General features: G+C 49.9%; 13 protein-coding genes. All 13 read left to right on the top strand.

Annotated elements, in window-relative coordinates:
• The first annotated feature begins 37 nt into the window (after nucleotides 1–37).
• The 13 genes from ABXR35_RS12355 (at nucleotide 38) to ABXR35_RS12295 (ending at nucleotide 21,978) form a co-directional block, all read left to right on the top strand.
• Nucleotides 38–814: a 16S rRNA (uracil(1498)-N(3))-methyltransferase gene (locus tag ABXR35_RS12355; RefSeq protein ID WP_367060245.1), complete on the top strand. Its 777-nt coding sequence runs from the start codon at nucleotides 38–40 to the stop codon at nucleotides 812–814.
• A gap of 2 nt (nucleotides 815–816) precedes the next feature.
• Nucleotides 817–2,163, top strand: coding sequence for a tRNA (N(6)-L-threonylcarbamoyladenosine(37)-C(2))-methylthiotransferase MtaB (mtaB, locus tag ABXR35_RS12350; protein WP_367060242.1), 1,347 nt, complete (start codon nucleotides 817–819; stop codon nucleotides 2,161–2,163).
• Between the two features lie 177 nt (nucleotides 2,164–2,340).
• Nucleotides 2,341–3,711 (top strand): class I SAM-dependent rRNA methyltransferase, encoded by a 1,371-nt coding sequence (locus tag ABXR35_RS12345; RefSeq protein ID WP_367060239.1) that lies wholly within the window; start codon nucleotides 2,341–2,343, stop codon nucleotides 3,709–3,711.
• A gap of 835 nt (nucleotides 3,712–4,546) precedes the next feature.
• Complete coding sequence (gene addB / locus ABXR35_RS12340) at nucleotides 4,547–8,098, top strand: helicase-exonuclease AddAB subunit AddB (protein ID WP_367060236.1); 3,552 nt, start codon at nucleotides 4,547–4,549, stop codon at nucleotides 8,096–8,098.
• A complete protein-coding gene (gene addA, locus ABXR35_RS12335) occupies nucleotides 8,088–12,680 on the top strand; it encodes a helicase-exonuclease AddAB subunit AddA (protein WP_436669333.1) in 4,593 nt (1,530 codons plus the stop codon). Before addB ends, addA begins: the two co-directional genes overlap by 11 nt.
• A 110-nt stretch (nucleotides 12,681–12,790) precedes the next feature.
• On the top strand, nucleotides 12,791–13,990 hold the full coding sequence (locus ABXR35_RS12330) for an exonuclease SbcCD subunit D (RefSeq protein ID WP_367060233.1): 1,200 nt from the start codon (nucleotides 12,791–12,793) through the stop codon (nucleotides 13,988–13,990).
• Nucleotides 13,987–17,508, top strand: coding sequence for an AAA family ATPase (locus ABXR35_RS12325; RefSeq protein ID WP_367060230.1), 3,522 nt, complete (start codon nucleotides 13,987–13,989; stop codon nucleotides 17,506–17,508). The genes ABXR35_RS12330 and ABXR35_RS12325 overlap by 4 nt, the downstream gene beginning before the upstream one ends.
• 76 nt (nucleotides 17,509–17,584) lie before the next feature.
• Nucleotides 17,585–17,953: a histidine triad nucleotide-binding protein gene (locus tag ABXR35_RS12320; protein WP_367060227.1), complete on the top strand. Its 369-nt coding sequence runs from the start codon at nucleotides 17,585–17,587 to the stop codon at nucleotides 17,951–17,953.
• Between the two features lie 371 nt (nucleotides 17,954–18,324).
• Nucleotides 18,325–18,498: a 30S ribosomal protein S21 gene (gene rpsU / locus ABXR35_RS12315; protein ID WP_005547957.1), complete on the top strand. Its 174-nt coding sequence runs from the start codon at nucleotides 18,325–18,327 to the stop codon at nucleotides 18,496–18,498.
• A gap of 15 nt (nucleotides 18,499–18,513) precedes the next feature.
• Nucleotides 18,514–18,957 carry a GatB/YqeY domain-containing protein gene (locus tag ABXR35_RS12310; protein WP_367060200.1) on the top strand — a complete coding sequence of 148 codons (444 nt, stop codon included), beginning with the start codon at nucleotides 18,514–18,516 and terminating at the stop codon, nucleotides 18,955–18,957.
• 239 nt (nucleotides 18,958–19,196) lie between these two features.
• The gene (locus ABXR35_RS12305; protein ID WP_367060197.1) at nucleotides 19,197–20,039 is read left to right on the top strand and encodes an NfeD family protein; all 843 of its coding nucleotides are present in this window, start codon (nucleotides 19,197–19,199) and stop codon (nucleotides 20,037–20,039) included.
• Between the two features lie 231 nt (nucleotides 20,040–20,270).
• Complete coding sequence (gene floA / locus ABXR35_RS12300) at nucleotides 20,271–21,275, top strand: flotillin-like protein FloA (RefSeq protein ID WP_367060194.1); 1,005 nt, start codon at nucleotides 20,271–20,273, stop codon at nucleotides 21,273–21,275.
• A 13-nt stretch (nucleotides 21,276–21,288) separates the two neighbouring features.
• Nucleotides 21,289–21,978 carry a hypothetical protein gene (locus ABXR35_RS12295; protein ID WP_367060191.1) on the top strand — a complete coding sequence of 230 codons (690 nt, stop codon included), beginning with the start codon at nucleotides 21,289–21,291 and terminating at the stop codon, nucleotides 21,976–21,978.
• Nucleotides 21,979–22,241 lie beyond the last annotated feature (263 nt).

Below are 22,241 nucleotides of genomic sequence, written 5' to 3'. Positions count from 1 at the left end.
GTAGTCATGAAAATGTCATACAGAAAGTGGATGAGCGATGCAGCGATATTTTGTACCGGCAGAGCAGTTCAGTGAGCAGCAGGTTATTATTACCGGCGAGGATGCTCGGCATATTATTCGGGTGATGCGCTCGCAGGAAGGCGATGAGCTGATTGCCTGCGACGGTAATCAACTGGACGTGCTAGCCGAAATTATGAGTATGGATGAAGGCATTGTCACGGCGCGTATTGTTGAGCGATTGGAGCAGTTGTCTGAAGCCAAGGTGCAGGTGACCATCGCACAAAGCCTGCCCAAGGGCGATAAAATGGAAACGGTCATTCAAAAATGCACCGAGCTAGGCGCAGCGTCCTTTGTTCCTTTTTTGTCCAAACGCACCGTTGTCCAATATGATGCCCGTAAGGAAGAGAAGCGATTGCAGCGCTGGAGCAAGATTGCCAAGGAAGCGGCGGAGCAAAGTCACCGCAGCCGTGTGCCGCAGATTGGACACGCGCTGACTTGGAAGCAGCTGCTCGGCTCGCTGGAAGTATACGATCTGATTTGTTTTTGTTATGAAAAGGAAAATGGTCATCAGCTTCGCGATGTAGTGCAGCCATTTGCGCATCGTTTGCAGGAGCGCACAGCGCAGGAACAGACTGCACGCGTGCTGATCGTCGTTGGACCGGAAGGCGGTTTTACCGAGCAGGAAGTGGAGGAAGCCGAAGGGCGGGGAGCGACATCAACCGGATTGGGACGCCGTATTTTGCGTACCGAGACGGCAGCGATGACCGCGCTTGCCTGTATCATGTATGAAATCGGAGAAATGGGAGGAATGTAACGATGCCATCTGTAGCGTTTTACACTCTAGGCTGTAAAGTCAACTTTTATGATACCGAAGCCATGTGGCAATTGTTCAAAAATGAAGGCTACGAGCAGGTCGATTTTGAAGAAAAAACGGCTGATGTGTACGTCATCAATACCTGTACAGTAACCAATACCGGTGACAAAAAAAGTCGCCAAATTATCCGACGTGCCGTTCGTCGTAATCCAGATGCAGTCATCGCAGTAACGGGCTGCTATGCGCAAACCTCTCCAGCGGAGATTCTCGATATTGAGGGTGTCGATCTCGTGGTCGGTACACAGGATCGCGATAAGCTGATGGATCATATTCGCAGCTTACAGGAGGAGCGTAAGCCAATCAATGCGGTGCGTAACATTATGAAAACGCGCGAATTTGAGGAGCTGGATGTACCGGATTTTGCCAATCATACCCGTGCATTTTTGAAAATTCAGGAAGGCTGCAACAACTTCTGTACCTTCTGCATTATTCCGTGGTCACGCGGTTTGTCGCGCAGCCGCGCTGCTAGCAGCGTCATCGCACAGGCGCACCAGCTTGTAGCAGCAGGCTACAAGGAAATCGTGCTGACTGGTATACATACCGGTGGCTACGGCGACGATTTAGAGGATTACGATCTGGCGGATCTGCTTTGGGATCTGGATAAAGTTGAAGGTTTGGAGCGCATCCGCATCAGTTCGATTGAAGCGAGTCAAATTGACGACCGTGTGCTGGATGTACTGAATCGTTCCTCCAAAATGTGCCGCCACTTCCATATCCCACTGCAAGCAGGCGACGACAATGTATTGAAACGGATGCGCCGCAAATATACCGTTGCCGAATATGCAGAGAAGATTCGTCGTATTCGTCAGGCGATGCCGGATGTAGCGATTACCACCGATGTCATTGTCGGCTTCCCCGGCGAAACCGAGGAAATGTATCGTAATGGCTATGAGCTGATGAAGTCGATTGGCTTTTCCGAAATGCACGTCTTCCCGTATTCCAGACGTACCGGTACACCGGCTGCACGAATGGAGGATCAGGTGGACGAGGAAGTGAAAAATGCGCGCGTGCATGAACTGATCGATCTATCCGAGCAAATGCAGCTGTCATACGCTGAGAAATTCGTTGGTCATGTGCTGGATATTATTCCAGAAAACAACGACAAAGGATTGTTCGGTGACGGCATGATTGCCGGATATAGCGATAATTATTTGCAAATCGCCTTCGAAGGTTCGGAAGAGCTGGTCGGCAAGCTGTGCCGTGTGAAGCTGATGGAGCCGGGCGTTAACACAAGTCAAGGTCAACTCGTTCGCGTGCTGGAGCAGGAGCCAAGCAAGATCGCGCAGTAAGCGGAATGAAGCGTGTATCACAGTCGAAATGATTTAACGTATTGTAAGATATGTACAAATAGCGTGTAAGGTATGCATAAACAGAGGATTTCGTTTTGCATGTTCGGTTCAGAGCCGGAGCAGCAGGATGAAATCCTTTGTTTTGCTGTTAGGAATCCATTGAAGGAGTGAACAGAATTGGCAAATATTATTTTGCATCAAAAGCGTAAAAAACGGTTGGAGCAGAGGCATCCGTGGATTTTTGAAAGTGAAATTGCTAGTGTGGAAGGCGAGCCGCAGGGCGGACAAGTGGTGCATGTGCTGAATCACCAGCGTAAGTTTTTGGCATCTGGTTATTACAATAAGGCATCCAAAATTACAGTACGTGCTATTTCCAGACAGCCGCTGGAAGAGATGGATCAGGCATTTTTTGCGAAACGATTTGCTTGGTGCCTTGATCATCGAAAACGCTTTTTGCCAGAAGAAAATGCGTATCGTCTTGTATATGGCGAAGCCGATTTTCTGCCGGGTCTGATCGTAGATCGGTTTGGCGATGTGCTGGTGGTACAGCTGCTTACCCTCGGAATGGATCAACGTCGTCAGCAGATCGTGGATGCGCTGGTAGAGGTCATGCAACCGAAGGGCATTTATGAACGCAGTGATGTGTCCGTGCGTAAGCTGGAAGGATTGGAAGAGGTCAAAGGGCTGCTGTACGGCGAATGCCCGCGTCATGTGACCGTATCGGAAAATGGTCTGCTGATCAAAGTGGATATTGAAGAGGGACAGAAAACAGGCTATTTCTTCGATCAGCGTGAAAACCGCGCATCTATTGCACCGCTCATGCTGGGCTGGGGCGAACGCAGCGGTATTACGATGCAGCAGGTAGAGCAGGAGGGACAAAGCATCACCGCGCCTGTTAACCGCAAAGGCAAAGTCGTGGATTTCCCATACTGGGACGGTGCAACTGTACTGGAATGCTTTTCCCATACAGGCAGCTTTACTCTGAATGCGTGCAAATACGGCGCCAAAAAAGTAACCTGTCTTGATATTTCTGCCCATGCGATTGAAAGCGCACAGGAAAATGTACGCTTGAATGGATTTGAGGAGCGGGTCGAGTTTGTCGTAGCTGATGCGTTTGACTATCTGCGCAGCAATGCCAAAGGTCTGGACGAGCGCCGCGACCGCGCTGCGGGCGACAGCAAACAAGATACCTCTGTGCCCATGACAGCAGGCGGTGGACGCAGCTGGGATGTGGTCATCCTTGATCCACCAGCATTCGCCAAAACGAAAAGCGCTGTTCAAGGCGCTGTACGTGGCTACAAAGACATTAACCTGCATGGTATGAAGCTTGTAAATGAAGGCGGCTATCTTGTAACTGCCAGCTGCTCGTACCATATGAAACCGGAACTATTCCTCGAAACGATCCAAGACGCTGCCCGCGACGCTGGCAAAGTACTGCGCCTGATCGATTGGAAAGCCGCAGGTAAAGACCACCCGCAAATTCTGGGCGTTACCGAAGGGCACTACCTGAAATTCGCTATCTTTGAAGTGCGCAGCGCAGATTTTTAAACACGATTATGTTTTAACGGATGCTGTACGAATGTATCATGATGCTATCTATCCATCTCGCGATTGCACCTTGCATCGCAAGATACAGCATCGATGATCGCTCACTCCGTTATCGTTTACAAAGCCGTTATAGTATAATAAACCCACGGTGAGGAATTCCCTCCGCCTATCGTACCGCTTCGTACGCTACAGGCGGAGGGCTTTTCCATGTTAACGAAATCAACACATGGTAAAATCGATCCATTCTGCACTCACAACAGCTACATACCCAACTTCATCTTGCACTCATATTGAATTTTTCCTCAATGTAGAGTACATTGAAGCATAGGGAACATACGTTCTAAAAAGATTCAATCCAATCAGCACCCAACCCAGCATCACAATGTCTCTCAATTTTAAAAATAAACACTAACATACAGCACCATCCTGCTTCAAAAAGCCCAACCGCCCTATCCTTTTCAAGACACCAAGACAAAAATGATACGATTACGAAAGAATCAAAACACGGAAGTTGTCTTACCTGCTACCCTCCAATTGAGGGTAAGTATTACCATATGCAGCAAGAGCACGGAGCGTAGGAAAAGGAATAAGGGAAAAGGACGACTTATCGTGTTTACGATCTTCAAACACGAGGTTCAATGGAAAGTGATTTTTGCGAAGCAAAATATCTTACCCTTTTGGAGCATAGAGAATCTACATTTACTTCTAATTCAGTAGATTCTCCATGCTCCACCGAAGTCCGTTCCCTTATTCCTTTCCGAAGCGTTGTACCTCAAAAGCTGCAAACCCAGGTAAACTAACTCCCACCCCATCCCAATTTAAAGGTGATGTTCCTATGCCCCTTACATTTATGCTAGGTCGCTCTGGAAGCGGCAAAACAACAACGATCATCAACAGAGTCATTGATCAGATTAGCGCCGATCCAACTGGACCACCGCTGCTGATCATTGTACCGGAGCAAGCTTCTTTTCAAACCGAGCATGCTCTTATTCGCAGCCCGCGACTCAAGGGCAATATGCGTGCTAGCGTCTACGGATTCCGCCGTTTGGCACAGCTTGTGCTGCGAGAAGTCGGTGGCTCTGCCAAAACGCCGCTGGGCGATGAAGGCAAAAAGATGCTGCTCTACAAGCTGATTCAGCAGCATCAGCCGCAGCTGCGACTGTTTGGTGGTGCAGGTGATCAATTTGGCTTTATCAGTCAACTGAGCGAGCTGTATAGCGAGTTCAAGCATTATTCACTCACCGCAGACAAGCTAGAGGAATACGTCAGCCAAGCAGCAACAGGGATCTCGCCGCTGCTAACCGACAAGCTGCATGATTTGCAGCATATATATCAGCAATATGAATCAGGATTATCCGGCTTATATGTGGATCGTGATGATACGCTAAACGATTTGGCAGAGGCATTGCCACGTTCGCAAGCGCTAGAAGGCGTGCAAGTATGGATCGACGGCTTCCACAGCTTTACGATGCAAGAATATGCTGTAATTGCCGCATTGCTGGAAAAGGCGGTATCGGTCACTGTATCGCTGACGCTGGATACTCCCTATATTCACGAGCAGCCAAGCGAGATGGAACTGTTTTATCAGCAGGGAATGGCGTTTCGTCGTCTGTATCAGTTGGCGGAAGCCCTTGGTCATGCCGATGAGCAGGCGATAGAGAATCTGTCTGCCGATATTACGGCTGTACCAATTCGTTTTCGCAATAGCCCACAGCTGGCTCAGCTTGAAGCAGGCTACCGAACCCGGCGAGCATGGAGTCGCAGCCAAACTGCCAATCATGGTAAAGGTGAGCTGTCTGTTCATTGTGCGCCAGATCGTCGTACTGAGATTGAAGGTGCATTGCGCGAAATGGTGCGACTAGCACGCGAAGAAGGCGCACGCTGGCGCGATATGGCAGTATTCGTCCGTAATTTGGAAGACTATGAGCATCTGATTGCGCCGCTATTGGATGACTATGGTATTCCATATTTTCTCGATAAACGACGCGGCATACTGCATCATCCGTTATCGGAATTGATGCGTTCCGCTCTAGATATTGTGCTGTACAACTGGCGGTATGAGGATGTATTCCGCTGTATCAAGACAGGTTTGCTAGTTACTTTGGATGAACAAATCAGTCAGACCGATCTAGATCGATTGGAAAATATGGTGCTGGCATCAGGTATTCATGGTCATCGCTGGACTGACGGTCGTCCGTGGCAGGGGATGCCCAGTTTATCGCTGGAAGCCGATGAGCCGGAAAAAGAGCAGCAAAGCGAGCGTCAACACATGTTATCGCAGCAAATGGAAATTGTACGTAAGCGTGTTGCTGAGCCGCTATCTCGTTTTGAGAAAAAGGTCAAAAAAGCAAAGCATGCCACCTCACTTTGTATCGCGCTCTACGAATTGCTGGACGATCTCAATATTGCCGACAAGCTAGAGCAGCTCAGTCATCGGGCAGCCCAACAGGGCGATCCATTGCGCGCTCGCGAGCATATTCAGATTTACGGCAATGTGATGGAGTTGCTGGATCAAGTCGTGGATATTATGCAGGAGGATAAACTGGAGCTGGAAGCCTTCGCAGGCTTGCTGGAAACGGGCTTGTCGGGTCTGCGACTTGGCGTTGTTCCGCCTGCACTGGATCAGGTGCTGATCGGATCGCTAGATCGGACGCGTCCATTAGATATTCAATACGGCTTTGTGCTAGGCGTGAATGATGGCATTGTTCCATCTGTTTTTGCTGATCAGGGGATTTTGAATGAAGCGGAGCGCCTGAATCTGACGGAAGGTGGATTGGAGTTGGCGCCGGGCATTACGCGTCGTCAGCTGGATGAGCGCTTTATTGTCTATCATGCGTTGACCGTAGCGAGCGAGCGGCTGTGGATCAGCTATGCAATGAGTGACGAGGAGGGCAGAGGTTTGATGCCGTCCGAAGTGATTACAACCGTCAAAGGTTTATTTCCGGGGATGCGTGAGCAGAATATTTGCCTAACAGCAGGTATTCGTCAGACGCCGGAGGAGCATTTGGAATTGGTGAGCACACCGCAGACGACGTTGCCGCATCTGATTGGTCAATTACGCGATTGGAAGCAAGGCAGCGACATTCCAATGCTATGGTGGCATGCGCTATCGTGGTATGATCGACAGCCGAGCTGGCAACCACAATTGCAGTTGCTACTAAAATCGCTGGATTATGAAAATAAAGGACTTCCGCTTCAGGAAGACACTAGTCGTCATCTGTATGGCAGTACGCTGCGGACGAGTGTATCTGGTATGGAGCAATTTGTATCATGTCCGTTTGCCCATTTTGCTTCCCGTGGATTGAAGCTGCGTGAACGGCAGGAATACCGACTGAAAGCGCCGGATATTGGGCAGCTGTTCCATGCGTCCTTAACGACGCTGGCGCAGGATTTGCAAAGCGCTGGTCGCAACTGGGGCGATCTGACGCCAGAGGAATGTGTACAAGCGGCAGAAGCAGCAGTCGACAAGCATAGTCCGCGCTTACAGGGTGAGATTTTGCTCAGCTCGAAGCGGTACGGCTATATTACGCGAAAGCTGCGCGATATTGTGAGTCGCGCGTCGGTCATTATCGGCGAGCAGTCGCGGCGGGGGCAATTCGAGCCACGCTATCTGGAACTGGCTTTCGGTCCGAATGGGAATTGGCCACCGCTACGCTTTACGCTGGATAATGGATACACGATGGAGATTGTTGGACGAATCGACCGTGTGGATGTGGCAGAAGGTGAGAATAATCTGCTCATTCGTATCATTGACTATAAATCGAGTTCTACCGATTTGAAGCTGCATGAAGTGTATTATGGATTGGCACTGCAAATGCTCACCTATCTAGACGTGCTGTTGACGCACGCTGAAGAGGTGATGGGCAAAAAGGCTGACCCAGCGGGCGCATTGTATTTTCATGTGCATAATCCGTTGCTGCAAGCAGGCAATCGACTCAGTATGGAGCAGTCACAGCAGGAATTGCTCAAAAAGTTCAAAATGAAAGGTCTGCTGATGGCAGACCGTGATGTGATCAGCAAAATGGATACGACGCTCGAAAAAGGGTATTCGTCCATTTTGCCAGTAGCGATCAAGGCAGACGGCGGCTTTTACAGCAGTTCGGCGGTTGCGTCACCGGAGCAGTGGCAGGAGCTGCTGCGCAATGTGCGTCATACTGCCAAAGAGATCGGCAGCAATATTACGAACGGTACGACAGATATTACGCCCTATCGAATTGAACAAGAGAAGGCGTGTACGTTTTGCGCCTACAAGTCGGTCTGTCAATTTGACGAAAGCATCAAAGGTAATAACTACAATTTACTGAAAAAGCCAAACAAAAACGAAACATGGGAATTGCTGCAAAACCGACAGGACGGGCAGAAAGGAGCGCGCGACCATGAGCAATGATGATTTGAATTTCAATCCAAACAATGGATCATATACACATGAACAGCCAGATGATCTGTTCGCTGATGTTGATTCTGGTACTGAGCGCGCACTCGCTTTGCAGCAGGTGCAGATGCCCAGACCAGATAACAGTACGTGGACGGAGGATCAGTGGAAAGCCATCTCTCTGCGCGGCAACAATTTGCTGGTAGCAGCGGCAGCGGGTTCTGGTAAAACGGCAGTGCTAGTCGAGCGCATTATTCGTCAGGTGATCGATCCAGAATATCCGCTGGATGTGAATCGGATGCTGGTTGCAACGTTTACCAAGGCAGCGGCGACCGAGATGCGGCAGCGTATTCGTGCGGCGCTGGATCGGGAAGTGCTGAACCGACCAGATGATGAACGATTACGTCGGCAGTTGGCGCTGATTGGGCAGGCATCGATTACAACATTGCACTCCTTTTGCATGGAAGTCATTCAGCGGTATTATGCGATGATTCCGCTAGATCCGGGTTTCCGTATCGCCAGCGAAAACGAATGTGCGATGATGCGTGAGGAACTGCTGGAGGAATTATTTGAGGAGAAATATACCGAGGAAGAGGAGCGCGACAATCGTCAATTTCATCGGCTAATCAACTGGTTTGGTGGTGAACGCAGTGACGATGCAGCCATGAAGCTGGTCGAACGGTTGTATCATTTTGCGCGCAGTCATCCGTGGCCAGAGCATTGGTTACGGGAGATGGCAGCGGCCTTTCATGTGGAACATGCAGCGCAGCTGGAAGAATCGGCATGGGTGCGGCAGATTGTGAGCGATGTGCAGGTGGCACTGGATGGGATGGAAGCAGTTCTGCTGCAAGCGATTGAAACGGCGCAGCTGCCGGGTGGTCCGGTGGCATATGTCGAGACGCTGAGTGCCGATCTGGAACTGATTCATCGGCTACAGGATATTGCCGCAATTCAACCGTGGACAGAGTTGTATGTGTCATTTCAACAGGCTGCATTTGGCAAGCTGAAGCCCGTACGCAAGGATGGTTTGGACGTGCGTATTCAGGACAATGTGAAACAGATGCGCGAAACGGTCAAAAAATCGCTATCTGAGCTGAGCGGGCTATTTTTCGGACGCACACCGGATGAGTTTGCACAGGAGCTACGTGAAGCGGCTCCGCTAATGGAAGAACTGGCAGAAGTGATTATCCGATTCAGTGACAAATACCAACAGGAGAAGCAGCGGCGCGGCTGGGTCGACTTTTCCGATCTGGAGCATTATGCGCTGCATATTCTGCGTCATCCTGATTCCACACCAGAGCATGTATTGCCATCGGCGGCTGCACTGGAATATCGCCAGCGCTTTGACGAGGTGATGCTGGATGAGTATCAGGATACGAACTCCGTGCAGGAGCAGTTGGTACGCTTAATTTCGCGCGATGTACCCGGCAATCGGTTTATGGTTGGGGATGTGAAGCAGAGTATTTATCGGTTCCGTCTGGCAGAGCCGGGACTGTTTTTGGAAAAGTATCATCAGTATCGCGATGATTGGAACGGTGAAGGGCGCCGCATTGATCTATCGCGCAACTTCCGCAGTCGGGTACAGGTGGTGGATGCAGTCAATATGATCTTCCGCCAGCTGATGAATGTAAAGGTAGCGGAGATTGAATATGATGAGCGTGCCGAGTTGGTTGCAGGCGCATCGTATCCCGCAGGCGCACCAGAATCTGCTAATGACTATGCACCGGAGTTCTGGTTGCTGGAGCGCGGCGGCAGTGATTCGTACGCTTCCACAGAGAATGGTGAAGAGGAAGGTGCTGCGGTTGATGATTCAGAGTTGGAAGCCGCACGCTTGGAAGCACAGGCGATAATTCGGCGTGTACGGGAGATGACGTCGCCGGATGGCAAGCCGCTAATGATTTACGATAAAGGGCTGGATGATCTGCGTCCAGCGGAATACCGGGATATGGTTATTTTACTGCGCTCAACGATGATTTGGGCGCCGCTAATGATCGAGGAATTGCAGCTTGCTGGTATTCCTGCTTATAGTGATGTGGATCAAGGATATTTTGAAGCGGTTGAGGTGGATATTATTTTATCGTTGCTGGAAATTATTGATAATCCGCAGCAAGATATTCCACTCGCTTCTGTTCTGCGCTCACCATTAGTTGGTCTAAATGAAGATGAACTAGCAAACGTACGCTTAGCACAGAAGCAAGTGACATTTTATGAGGCACTATTGTCATTGGTGGATACGCATCCGAATGTACCAGATGAGTATGCAACCGATACAAATGGACAATCTCGTCCTATGCTGCATACCGATGCGCTACATCATCATGATCAACCTGCTGTTGTAGCGGATGTTGACGACATGCCTGCTGTGGAAAATGAGATCCCAAGTCATGCGGTGAACGAGGATGACGCTTCTTTATTCGGATCAGCACCAGCTGATATGGAAGTGGAGCCGTCCACCAGCAATGGCGATCCATATGTATACGACCTTTCTACTAACGTTGCAACTACTAGTGAATCAAACGAACGGCGTATATCACAAGAGCTGCGTCAGCGGTTGCAACGCTTTTATGATCAATTGCAAAGCTGGCGTGCAGAAGCGCGTGAGGGAGAACTGGGCGATCTAATCTGGCGCATTTATCGGGAAACTGGATATGTGGATTGGCTGGGTGGATTGCCCGGCGGTGTGCAGCGTCAGCATCATTTACGCATGTTGTACGAGCGAGCACGTCAGTTTGAACGTTCGACCTCATCACGCGGATTGTTCCGCTTTTTACGGTTTATTCGTCGTTTAAAAGACACAGGCGGCGATCTGGGTGCTGTATCCGGCGGTGCGGAGGAGAATGCCATCCGAGTCATGACCATTCACAAAAGTAAAGGTCTGGAATTCCCAGTCGTCTTCCTCGCAGGCATGTCCAAAATGTTCAATATGCAAGATCTAAACGCACCATTCCTAATGCATAAGGAACTGGGCTTTGGTCCAAAGTTTGTAGATGAGGATACACGAGTTAGTTATCCGACCTTGCCGAATTTGGCAATCCGCCGCCGAGGGATGAACGAATTGCTAGCGGAGGAATTGCGCGTACTGTATGTAGCATTAACTCGTCCACGCGACAAGCTGATTATGATTGCAACGGTGAAGGATCTAGACAAAAAGATTGCATCTTGGAGTCAGATTCAGGAGTATCCAGCGCTGGAACTGCCGGATTATTTACTGTCCCGTGCGCGCAGTTATCTGGATTGGCTCGGTCCTGCCTTTATGCGTCATCGCTCAGCCACCTTGTTCCGCGAACGAAGTGAAGCAGCCGCAGCACCTTATGCGGCTGTGCTGGCTGACGATCAATCAGACTGGCAATTGAGTATTATAGATACGCGTCAACTGCTGAGTGAAGTGGCTGGCGAGGAGCAGGAGGAGCGTGCCATTCGAGAGGGCGATGCCAAATGGAAGTCGCTTCAGGATCAGCATGCTCCAGAATGGCAGCACCTGCTGGAAACGGCTTGGCATAACGAGCAGCATCGACAAATAAACTCTTTGTCTGACTCTTCCGCTGATCATTCGGATCGCAACGCTGCACCATTTATACCAGATATGCAGTTGGAACAGCAGCAGCGAGAATTGGAAATATCGATCCATGAGCGTTTGTCTTGGCAATATGGATATGAGCAAGCAGTGCATATCGCAGCCAAAACAACGGTCAGTGAGCTGAAGCATCAGCTCGTATCCGAAGATGCACCGGATGCCGATCTATGGGAAGGCATTTGGAATCTGAATCCGTTATTGCATAAGTATATACGCCGTGCCGCTGGTCAATCTGAGCCAGAGCATTCGATACATGATACTAGCAATCAAGAATATGCGGAGCACCAACAAGATTCATTACCAAGCCCAACTGTCGGTCTGATCAACACCAATAACAATGAATATAGGGGAGCATCCAGTGTGGATGGCATGAATTCTGTATCCAATCATCTCCCATCATCCGCTGCCGGAACAGTAGAACCCAACCCAACGCTATCCAATCAAACGCTGCATCGGAATCGGGATAGTAATTTGAAGCTACACCGTCCCAAATTCATGGAGCAAAAGGGTCTGACTGGTGCGGAACGAGGTACTGCTTATCATACAGTGATGCAGCGTGTTCCACTGGATCATCCTAGCGGTGTTACTGCAGACGATGTAGAACAGGTGAAGCAACGTCTGGTAGAGGATCAGATTTTGCGGCAAAAGGAAATCGATAGCGTCAAAACGAGCGACATTACTGGATTTTTCGGTACAGCGCTCGGTCAGCGTATGCTTCAGGCAGACTGGATCAAACGCGAGCTGGCATTCAGCTATGGCTTACCCGTGAATGAGGCAGGCGATATTATGCTGACACAAGGAATTATTGACTGTCTGTTCCGTGAAGGCGAGCGCACGATTCTAGTCGATTACAAAACAGATCGTGTGTTGGAGCATCAGGGCGGTACGGCTGCGCTAGAAGAACGTTACCGTGTACAATTAGAACTGTACGCGCAAGCGGTGGAACAATCGCTTGGCTGGCAAGTGGATGAGCTGTGGCTCTATTTCTTTGACGGTCAGCAAGAAGTTCGATTGAAGGTATAGACTATGTCAGCATACGTGTAGATTTTTTCGCTATACACAACGGTTTGGATATAAACCAATAAAGGGTATGCCGCTTCATGGCATACCCTGCATGATAAAGGAGGAGTTCTGTGCGTATTTTACATACCGCAGACTGGCATTTTGGCAAAACGCTGGAAGGCAGAAGCCGGATGGAGGAGCAGATCGCTTTTGTTGATGAGCTGGTGACACTGGCAGATGAGCAGCAAGCCGATCTGATCTTGATGGCGGGCGATGTGTACGATTCCGTCAATCCGCCAGCGATGGCAGAACAGCTATTTTACGAAGCAACCGCACGTCTGACACAGAATGGACGACCGATGGTTATCATTGCGGGTAACCATGATCAACCGGAACGTATTTCATCCGCCGCTCCGCTGGTGCGGGGTAGAGGCATTCATTTGCTTGGTGTGCCATCACCTGCCGGATTGGAAATTCATATCCCGCGTACTGGCGAAACAGCGGTCATTGCACCGCTGTCCTATCCGTCAGAATCACGGCTGAATGAGCTGCTAATTGATGATCATGATGAGAATAATATCCGGCGTGCCTACAGTGAACGTGTTGGTCGCCTGATGAAGCAATTGGCATCCGGCTTTCGTGCGGATACCGTTAATCTGGCGATGAGCCATGTATACGTACTTGGTGGCGTCGAAACAGATTCCGAGCGTCCGATTCAGGTCGGCGGCGCCTACACTGTTGATCCATCGGCACTGTATACCGGAGCTCAATATACAGCACTCGGTCATTTGCACCGAGCGCAGGCAGTCAAAGGCGAAGGCATGATTCGCTACAGCGGCTCTCCGCTGGCGTATAGCTTTTCCGAAGCTGGGCAAGCCAAATCGGTTACCATGCTGGATATCGTACCCGGCGGTGTACCACAAATGCAAGAATTATTCCTCACCAGTGGACGTCCACTAGTACGCTGGAAAGCCAAAGGCGGTCTTGCTGAGGTGTATCAATGGCTAGACGAAGGACGCGATCCTAACGCTTTTATCGATCTCGAAATATCGTTGCAAGAAGCATTATCGATGGGCGATATTCAGAATTTGCGCAAGGCGTACAGTGGTATCGTGAATATTCGCCCGATCTATCCGCAAACGGAAGCCGAAGAACAATTCAGTGAACGCGCACAATTGCCGGTACACGAATTGTTCCGCAAATTTTACGAGCGTCAGACAGGCGGCGCTGTGCCGGATGACCGAATGGTAGAGATTTTCTTGGAGCTGATTGATGGCGAGGAACAACTAGAACCAGCGTCAACGGAGACAGGTAAGGGAGTGCAGTCATGAAGCCTATCGTATTAAAGCTGTCGGGTCTGCAAAGTTACCGCGAACAGCAGGAGATCGACTTTACCGCCCTCTGCGAAACAGGGTTATTTGGTATCTTTGGACCGACTGGAAGTGGTAAATCGACCGTACTGGATGCGATCACACTGGCACTATACGGCAAGGTGGAACGTGCACAGAACGGAACGCAGGGCATTTTGAATCATTCTGAGGATGCGGTCTTTGTATCCTTTTCCTTTGAGCTGCTGTCGGATGTTGGTACCCATCAATATCGGGTAGAACGGCGCTTCAAGCGGACTGGTGAGCATACCGTAAGCAATAGCATGAGCCGTTTTATCGAATGTCTAGCAGACGGAGATCGCGTCATTGCTGACAAACTGGGCGATGTTACGCGCTGCGTCGAGGAGTATATCGGTCTAAAAATGGACGATTTCACTCGTGCCGTAGTATTACCGCAGGGTAAATTTGCTGAGTTTTTATCCTTAAAAGGCAGCGATCGTCGTCAGATGCTACAGCGATTGTTCCATCTGGAAAAGTACGGCGACCGACTGATGCAAAAGCTCAGCCAGCGCGTCAAAGATACCGACAATCGTCTGGATCGGCTCGCTGCGGAGCAAACCGGTCTCGGCGACGCGTCTGCCGAAGCTGTCAAAGCTGCTAAGGAACGTTTACAGCAGGCAGCACAGGAAGCGGAGCAATTGCGTCAACGCTTGCAGGAAGTAACGACTCGACTGGAAAAGCTGGGCAAAGTTCGTGAGCTGATCAATGAGAAGTCATTGCTGCAACAGCGCTTGGAGCAACTGTCTGGGCATGAGGACGAAATTGGTTCGCTTGAGCAACAGCTGGAAGCAGCATTGTCTGCTCAGACGCTGTTGCCACTGCTTGACGGCTGGAAACAAATCCACCAGCAATCCCAGCAGGAGCAGCAGCGGGTCGACGAATTGCATCAGCAATGGAAACAGGCGGAGCAAGCTGCCTATCATGCGACCGAGCAGGAGCAGCAGGCACGTCAGCAGCTGAATCAGCAGGAGCCACGGCTTCGTTCGCGTCTGGATCAGCTTCAGCAAGCCCTTACGTTGCAGCAGGAATGCCACGACTTGGAGCAGGCACAGCTGCAACTGCATCAGCAATTGGAGCAGATTGCTGCACAGCTGAACGATGCACAGCAGCAATCTCAGCGTGAGCAAGCCCTACTTGATAAAGCACAAGTATTGCGTGACGAACTGAATACACAGCTCCGAGCCTCCGAAGTGCGCAGTCAGGATCGACGCGAATTGCAGGAAGCTCAGCAGCGCTTGAATACACTGGATACTGCGCGTACCCGTGTCAGTGAATTAGAACAAGAACAGCAAACCCAACTGTCTGCAACCTCACGATATGATGCAACATGGGAACAGCTGGAACAGGAACATATTCATTTTGGTAGTGCAGAGCAGCAGCTATTCCAGCAAGCGACATCTCTGCAAACGGAACAGCAGCGTCAGGAGCAACGATTGCTGCAATTTCAGGAGCAGCTACAACAGTGGGAGCAGTCCTATCATGCCGCTTCTAGAGAAGCCGAGACTCATCGTTTAGCTGCGGTGCTGGCAGCGCAATTGCAGGATGGAGAGCCATGCGCAGTATGCGGATCGGTTCATCATCCACACCCTGCGATTTTGCAACAGGATACAGAGCAAGCGCAAGCGGACGAGCAGCATGATCCACTGCAAGTCATTGAACAGCTGCAGCAATCTGTCCGCCAGTATAGCGAGAACATCCGCAGTCGTACGTTTGAATTGAGCAATATACGGACCGATTGGGAATGGCTGCATAGCGATGGTGCAGCTGCGTCAGACCAATCTTATCCAGTTGTAACATCTACGCAAGAACAACCAGCATTAGCCGAACTAGATCAACGTGTAAAAGAAAATTCATCTAACGCTGAATCTGTGGAGTCTCATACGTTGTTCCAAATGAAAGATCAACTTGATTTTGATCGTATCCAGACAGCTGCTACCGATTGGCTGAATCAGTTTGCACCGCAACATAGCGAACTGGAGCAGCAGCTTCAGCAGTTGCGCCAACAATTGCGCAACTGGCGTCAGCAGCAGCGGGAGTGGTCCCAGCGTCGTACAGCAGTACAGGCGGAACGCCAAAGTGCCCAGCGTCTGCTGGAACAATCCAGCACCCGACTAGAAGCCGCTCAGCAGCAGCTTCAGCAATTGTTGAATGATTGGCAAGAACATCATCCAGAGCTGACTGAACAGCAGGCAAGAGAACGGTTTGCTGATCTAGCACGTAAGGATGAGCAGGCAGACCATATTCGCGGACGGTTGGAAAAGAGTGCGCCCTACATCGAGGAACGGAACAAAGCGATTCGCGAAGGGGAGCAGCAGATCAACGCACTCGAACGCCAACAGATTCAGGAACGTACTCGTTACGAAAGTGATCAGCGGCACTTGCAGGATAAACAAAACCTGTTGCAGCAGTGGATTGGAGAACAATCTGCTGAACAGCTCATCACTGAAGCGAATAATGAACTGAATCGGTATCGCCATGAAGCAACGCAATGGGCAGAGCAGCTGCGCAATGCTCAGCTGCTTCAACAGCAAGCAGGGCAAAATCATGCGCTTGCTGTGCAGTCGGCGCAATCGCTATCCGCTCAGTCAGAGCAGGCTGCCCAGCGCTGGCAGCAGGCGTTACAAGAGTCTCGCTTTGATAATGAGCAGCAAGTGGCAGCAGCACGTATGGATGAGCAGCAGATGCAAGCCGCACGTCAGCGAATCGACAGTCATCGTGAACAGCAACGTGAGCTAAGTGTTCATTTGCGTGAGCTGGAATCCAAGCTGGACGGTCAAACCGTATCCGAAGAACAGTGGCAGCAGCTGCAACAGGAATGGCAGGACGCGCGTCAGGCGGACGAAGCAGCACTGGAATATCGTGCACGCGCCACGCGTGACTTTGAAGATTTGGAACAGCGTCATGTGCGCTGGCTGGAGCTGGAACGTCAACGGACCAAGTTGGCAGTGGAATCCAATCATTTATCCAAATTACAAGGAAGCATGCGCGGTAATGCATTTGTCGAATATATCGCTGAGGAACAACTCATGCAGGTTAGTCTGGCAGCTTCGGAGCGACTACGTTTCCTGACTCGTCAGCGCTATTCCCTAGAAGTTGATTCTGGCGGGGGCTTTGTCATTTGCGATAATGGCAATGGTGGAATTCGCCGTCCAGTCTCAACGTTGTCCGGCGGTGAAACCTTCCTGACCTCGCTATCGCTCGCGTTGGCATTGTCAGCACAAATTCAATTGCGCGGACAATATCCGCTACAGTTCTTTTTCCTTGATGAAGGATTCGGCACACTTGATCCCGAACTTCTGGATACAGTCGTTACGTCGCTGGAAAAATTGCACACCGATCGTCTGTCTGTCGGCATCATCAGCCACGTGCCAGAACTGCGTATGCGACTGCCGCGCAAGCTGGTGGTCGTACCCGCAGAGCAGGCAGGCAAAGGCTCGCGTGTCGTAATGGAAACGATGTAATATACGTTCAACCATGCAGCAATATCTGATCCATTCACATCATCTACTATATTCAACCATGAAAGGGGAAGTTCCCATGTTTAAAGAAGATTGTCTGTTTTGCAAAATCGCCGCTGGTACGATTCCCGGCAACAAAGTGTATGAAGACGACCGCATTCTCGCTTTTCACGATATCGCCCCGGCAGCGCCTGTGCATGTACTGATCATTCCGAAAACGCATATTGATTCGATGAACGAAGTGACAACTGAGCAATTGCCACTGATTGCTGAGATTCACGGCGTTGCGATTCAACTGGCAAAAGAACTGAACGTCGATCAATCCGGCTACCGCCTGATCAACAATTGCGGTCCAGATAGCGGACAAGCGGTTCAGCATGTGCATTATCACCTACTCGGCGGCGGCAAGCTCGGCGCACTTACAGGCAATTCCGATTCGCATGCGTAATGCTTGACCAGCAGTACGCTTCATATTATTGGTGCATCTTATTCGTATAATGTCTGTTCGCATCATTTGTATGTACAGAAAAAGAATTCACTCCCTTGGGATGAAGTCTTTTCTATATTAACAGTACTAATTTAAGTATCCTACGTACTCGCATCATACAGTTGAATATCTTTCAACTGTGGATAAGTAGTTATTATTCCAACTAATATTATCCATTTTTAATCCGAAATGACAGCTTGATTCTATTTCTCATAAAAAAATGCTGGAAAAAGCTGTGTTGATGTTGACACTGCAATTAGTTCTCACCTATAATGAAAGTTGATAAGCCGTGTTATTTTTCCGGACGGTCTGGTCGGAGGGAGGGAAAACTGGTGTCTGAAACGAAAGTTCGCAAAAACGAAACAATTGATGCAGCACTTCGTCGCTTCAAACGCTCCATCGCTAAAGATGGCGTTCTGGCTGAGGTGAAAAAACGCAAACATTATGAAAAGCCGAGCGTAAAGCGTAAGAAAAAATCTGAGGCTGCGCGCAAAAGAAAGTTTTAGGAGGATTTATCCGTCATGAGTCTTAGCGAACGATTGAACGAGGATATGAAGCAGGCGATGAGGGACAAGGACAAGTTCAAATTGTCCACGATCCGCATGGTCCGTTCAACGATTAAAAATCAAGAAATTGATTTGAAGCGTGATTTGAACGACGATGAAGTGCTTGATATTCTTAGCCGTGAGATCAAACAGCGCAAAGATGCCCTCCAAGAATTTGAGAAAGCAGGTCGTGACGACCTGACAACCAACCTTAGAGCGGAAATTGAGATTGTTTCAGAATACCTTCCTACCCAGCTTTCTGAAGAAGAAATTAAAGTCATTGTACAGCAGACCATCCTGGAGACCGGTGCTTCTTCAAAAGCCGATATGGGGAAAGTAATGAGCGCCTTGATGCCTAAGGTCAAAGGTCGCGCAGACGGAAAAGTTGTGAACCAAGCGGTTCAGCAGCTTCTGCAATAAACAAATTCAAAAGCACCTTCTTTACTTGTTAAAGAAGGTGCTTTTTTCTATACCTTTTATGCCTATTTGACACCTAATATGAAGATTATTACATTTTTGTGAAACGTCACAGCCTGTTATGCGTATAATAAGTATAAGCAGTTTCTGCCGTTTGTCCGGTCGTTTTGACGGGAATGGCCGTAAACGGTATGTCCAGCCTTGTTCAGAATCTACAGCTGAAAAGAAGGGGGCAAGATCTTATGATTATGCAAACCGATGGCGGTAAAGGTTACCGTCGTCCATCATTATGGTTAGGAATCGCCATGCTCACGCTGATTACAGGTTTGCTGGTTGCTGCGCTGCCGGTTCACGCCGCAGCAGATACCGCACAGGCAGCGCAATATGGAGTCGGCTCTAGTATTGCTGCATTTTTGACCCATCCGGTTGTTCAAACCTTGCTATTGTTCGTGGGAATTGCAGGCATCGCGATTGAAATTCTCGTGCCGGGCGTGATTGCACCGGGGGCAGTTGGCGTGATTGCCTTTGGATTGTTTTTCTACGGCGGACAGCTTGCCGGTTATTCCGGTTCGCTGACATGGATATTGTTCGCCGCAGGTTTGCTGTTACTAGTTCTGGAGTTTTTTATACCGAGCTTTGGCATACTTGGAATCTTGGGGGCGGGAAGCTTGATCTACGCGGTTATACAAGCTGCAAGAGATACATCCAATGCACTGTTGTCACTGGGGATCGCTTTTGTAGCGGCAGCGATTGTTGTCGGTATCGTCGCTTACATTTTCCGTAAGCGCGGTGTTTGGAACCGTTTTATTCTGAGTGAGCAATTGACTTCGGATGAGAGTTATATGGCGAATCTGCAACGTGAGCAGCTGATCGGTCTGGAAGGTACAAGTTTAACACCGCTGCGTCCGTCTGGTACGGTGCTGATTGAGGGTCGTCATATCGATGTAGTGACTCAGGGCGGTTATATCGAACGCGATCGTCACGTGAAAATTGTCCGTATTGACGGCAGCCGCATCATTGTAGACGAATATTCCGAGTTAAAGCAAGCCGCTCATGCAGACCCTGATGAATCTGCACAAGGATGATACATTATTATCATCACTTGCAGTAAAGGTGTATTGCAAAACACCCGTCGCACCATCCGGCGCATTCTTTTCAGCTGTTAACGTACCGGGGATAGCCAATCTGCACAATTGAGGCATACGATATTGCTGCCTTGGATGCCGGTTGCTATTCTTACATAACTATCACGGTCAATGACAGCCCCAACGCCGGTCGTTTGACCCAATCTAATCTATTGGAGCGTGATGAATACTATGGCTTCACCTATCGTAAGTGCTATTTTTATCATTGTCGTTGCTATTATCGTATTGAGTGTCTTTTTCAGTTTCTTCCCACTGGCGCTATGGATTTCCGCGGTAGCGTCCGGTGTGCGTGTGGGCATTATTACTTTGGTAGCCATGCGTCTGCGTCGTGTTGTTCCGTCTCGTATCGTGAATCCGCAGATCAAGGCGCACAAAGCCGGTTTGGGTCTGAATTTGAATCAATTGGAAAGTCACTATCTAGCAGGTGGTAACGTTGACCGCGTCGTCAATGCTCTGATCGCCGCACAACGCGCGAATATTCCGCTGGAATTTGAACGTGCTGCTGCGATTGACCTTGCGGGTCGTGACGTTCTGCAAGCTGTGCAAATGAGCGTTAACCCGAAAGTGATCGAAACACCAGTAGTCGCTGCCGTTGCCAAAGACGGTATTGAAGTTCGTGTTAAAGCACGTGTGACCGTGCGTGCGAATATTGATCGTCTCGTCGGTGGTGCGGGGGAAGAAACGATTATTGCCCGTGTCGGTGAAGGTATCGTTACAACGGTCGGTTCCAGTGACTCGCACAAGCAAGTACTGGAAAACCCAGACCTGATCTCCCGTACTGTTTTGCAAAAAGGTCTAGACTCCGGTACAGCCTTTGAAATCCTGTCCATTGATATTGCGGACGTGGATGTAGGTAAAAACATCGGTGCGATGCTGCAAACCGAACAGGCGGAAGCTGACAAGCGCATTGCGCAGGCAAAAGCCGAGGAACGTCGCGCAATGGCAGTTGCACAGGAGCAGGAGATGAAGGCACGCGTGGTGGAAATGAGAGCGCGCGTGGTCGAGTCCGAATCCGATGTACCGCTGGCGATGGCCGAAGCGCTGCGTAATGGACAGATGGGTGTCATGGATTATATGAATCTGAAAAATATCGAAGCCGATACCCAAATGAGAGGCTCGTTGGGCAAAGCGAATGATCCGAATCAGGGTGGCAGTGATCAACAGCCGCTGAAATAAGGATGTGTAGCGCATGATCGAATTTCTGTTAAGTAATCTGTATATCGTGGTCATTATCGCTTTCGCTATTTTCACAGCGATTAGCAGCCGCTCTGGTAAAAATAAAAATCGTCGCGGTAATCCGGGTATGCCGACTTTTGGCGGTGGACCGATGAATCGTCAGGGTGACAATCATCGACCATCGCAGCCGCTTCCGTGGAATGCTCCTGAGCAGGAGAGCGAGGAAGAAGCGCAGCGGCGGTATCAGGAGGCTCAGCGTCGCTATGATATGGAGCAGCCACACGGTAGTCTGGATGAAGGTACATCTACAGAACGTCCAGCTTACTCGCGCAATAGCGAAGGCGAATTGTCCGCAGGTACTTCCGGCAACAATCGTGAAGGCTCACGTTCAGAATACGACGATCGCCGCGATATTGGTCGCAGTGCGGATGACTATCGCAAAGAGATGCAGCAGCGTCTGGATCAATTAAACAATGTGCTTGGTGAGCGGACACGAGATCTGGTCGATCAGCCGCGCAGTACACAGCGCACATCGGACTCATCCTCACGCCGTCCTGCTGCACGCCATACATCGGCAGACGGATTGAAGCTGGACGCCGATCAAGCAACACAGGGCGTGCTATGGGCGGAGATCCTGAGTCCGCCGCGTTCACGTCAGGCACAGGGCTGGGGACGCACGAGCAATCAGCGCAAGCCATCTTAAAAGTCGCCATGTATGGATGATCGTTAGGTAGTATCCAGTCTGATTGCAGAAGCTGATAGGATCGAATAGAAGACAGGTCGCACTATCATATAGCAACAGGCCGATTCCATGAGGGATCGGCTTGTTTTTCCATCAACACTGCGGTAGAGTCAGCAGGGCTGCTTCAAAAGGACCAAGGAGGGTGAATAATAGCATCGTACCCCTCCAAAAAATTTTGCATGACTCCCGATAGAATGGTAAAGTTTATGAGAAGGTATGGACAC

It is taken from the genome of Paenibacillus sp. JQZ6Y-1, assembly GCF_040719145.1.
Lineage (GTDB): Bacteria > Bacillota > Bacilli > Paenibacillales > Paenibacillaceae > Saccharibacillus > Saccharibacillus kandeliae.
The sequence above is the reverse complement of the archived record's forward strand: the minus strand, read 5'-3'. Positions and strand labels throughout refer to the sequence as shown.

Bases quoted from the DNA above. Each gene is read 5' to 3' on its own strand.
- ABXR35_RS12355 (WP_367060245.1), top strand. From the start codon at position 38: ATGCAGCGATATTTTGTACCGGCAGAGCAGTTCAGTGAGCAGCAGGTT.
- mtaB (WP_367060242.1), top strand. From the start codon at position 817: ATGCCATCTGTAGCGTTTTACACTCTAGGCTGTAAAGTCAACTTTTAT.
- addB (WP_367060236.1), top strand. From the start codon at position 4,547: ATGCCCCTTACATTTATGCTAGGTCGCTCTGGAAGCGGCAAAACAACA.
- addA (WP_436669333.1), top strand. From the start codon at position 8,088: ATGAGCAATGATGATTTGAATTTCAATCCAAACAATGGATCATATACA.
- ABXR35_RS12325 (WP_367060230.1), top strand. From the start codon at position 13,987: ATGAAGCCTATCGTATTAAAGCTGTCGGGTCTGCAAAGTTACCGCGAA.
- ABXR35_RS12320 (WP_367060227.1), top strand. From the start codon at position 17,585: ATGTTTAAAGAAGATTGTCTGTTTTGCAAAATCGCCGCTGGTACGATT.
- ABXR35_RS12310 (WP_367060200.1), top strand. From the start codon at position 18,514: ATGAGTCTTAGCGAACGATTGAACGAGGATATGAAGCAGGCGATGAGG.
- ABXR35_RS12305 (WP_367060197.1), top strand. From the start codon at position 19,197: ATGATTATGCAAACCGATGGCGGTAAAGGTTACCGTCGTCCATCATTA.
- floA (WP_367060194.1), top strand. From the start codon at position 20,271: ATGGCTTCACCTATCGTAAGTGCTATTTTTATCATTGTCGTTGCTATT.
- ABXR35_RS12295 (WP_367060191.1), top strand. From the start codon at position 21,289: ATGATCGAATTTCTGTTAAGTAATCTGTATATCGTGGTCATTATCGCT.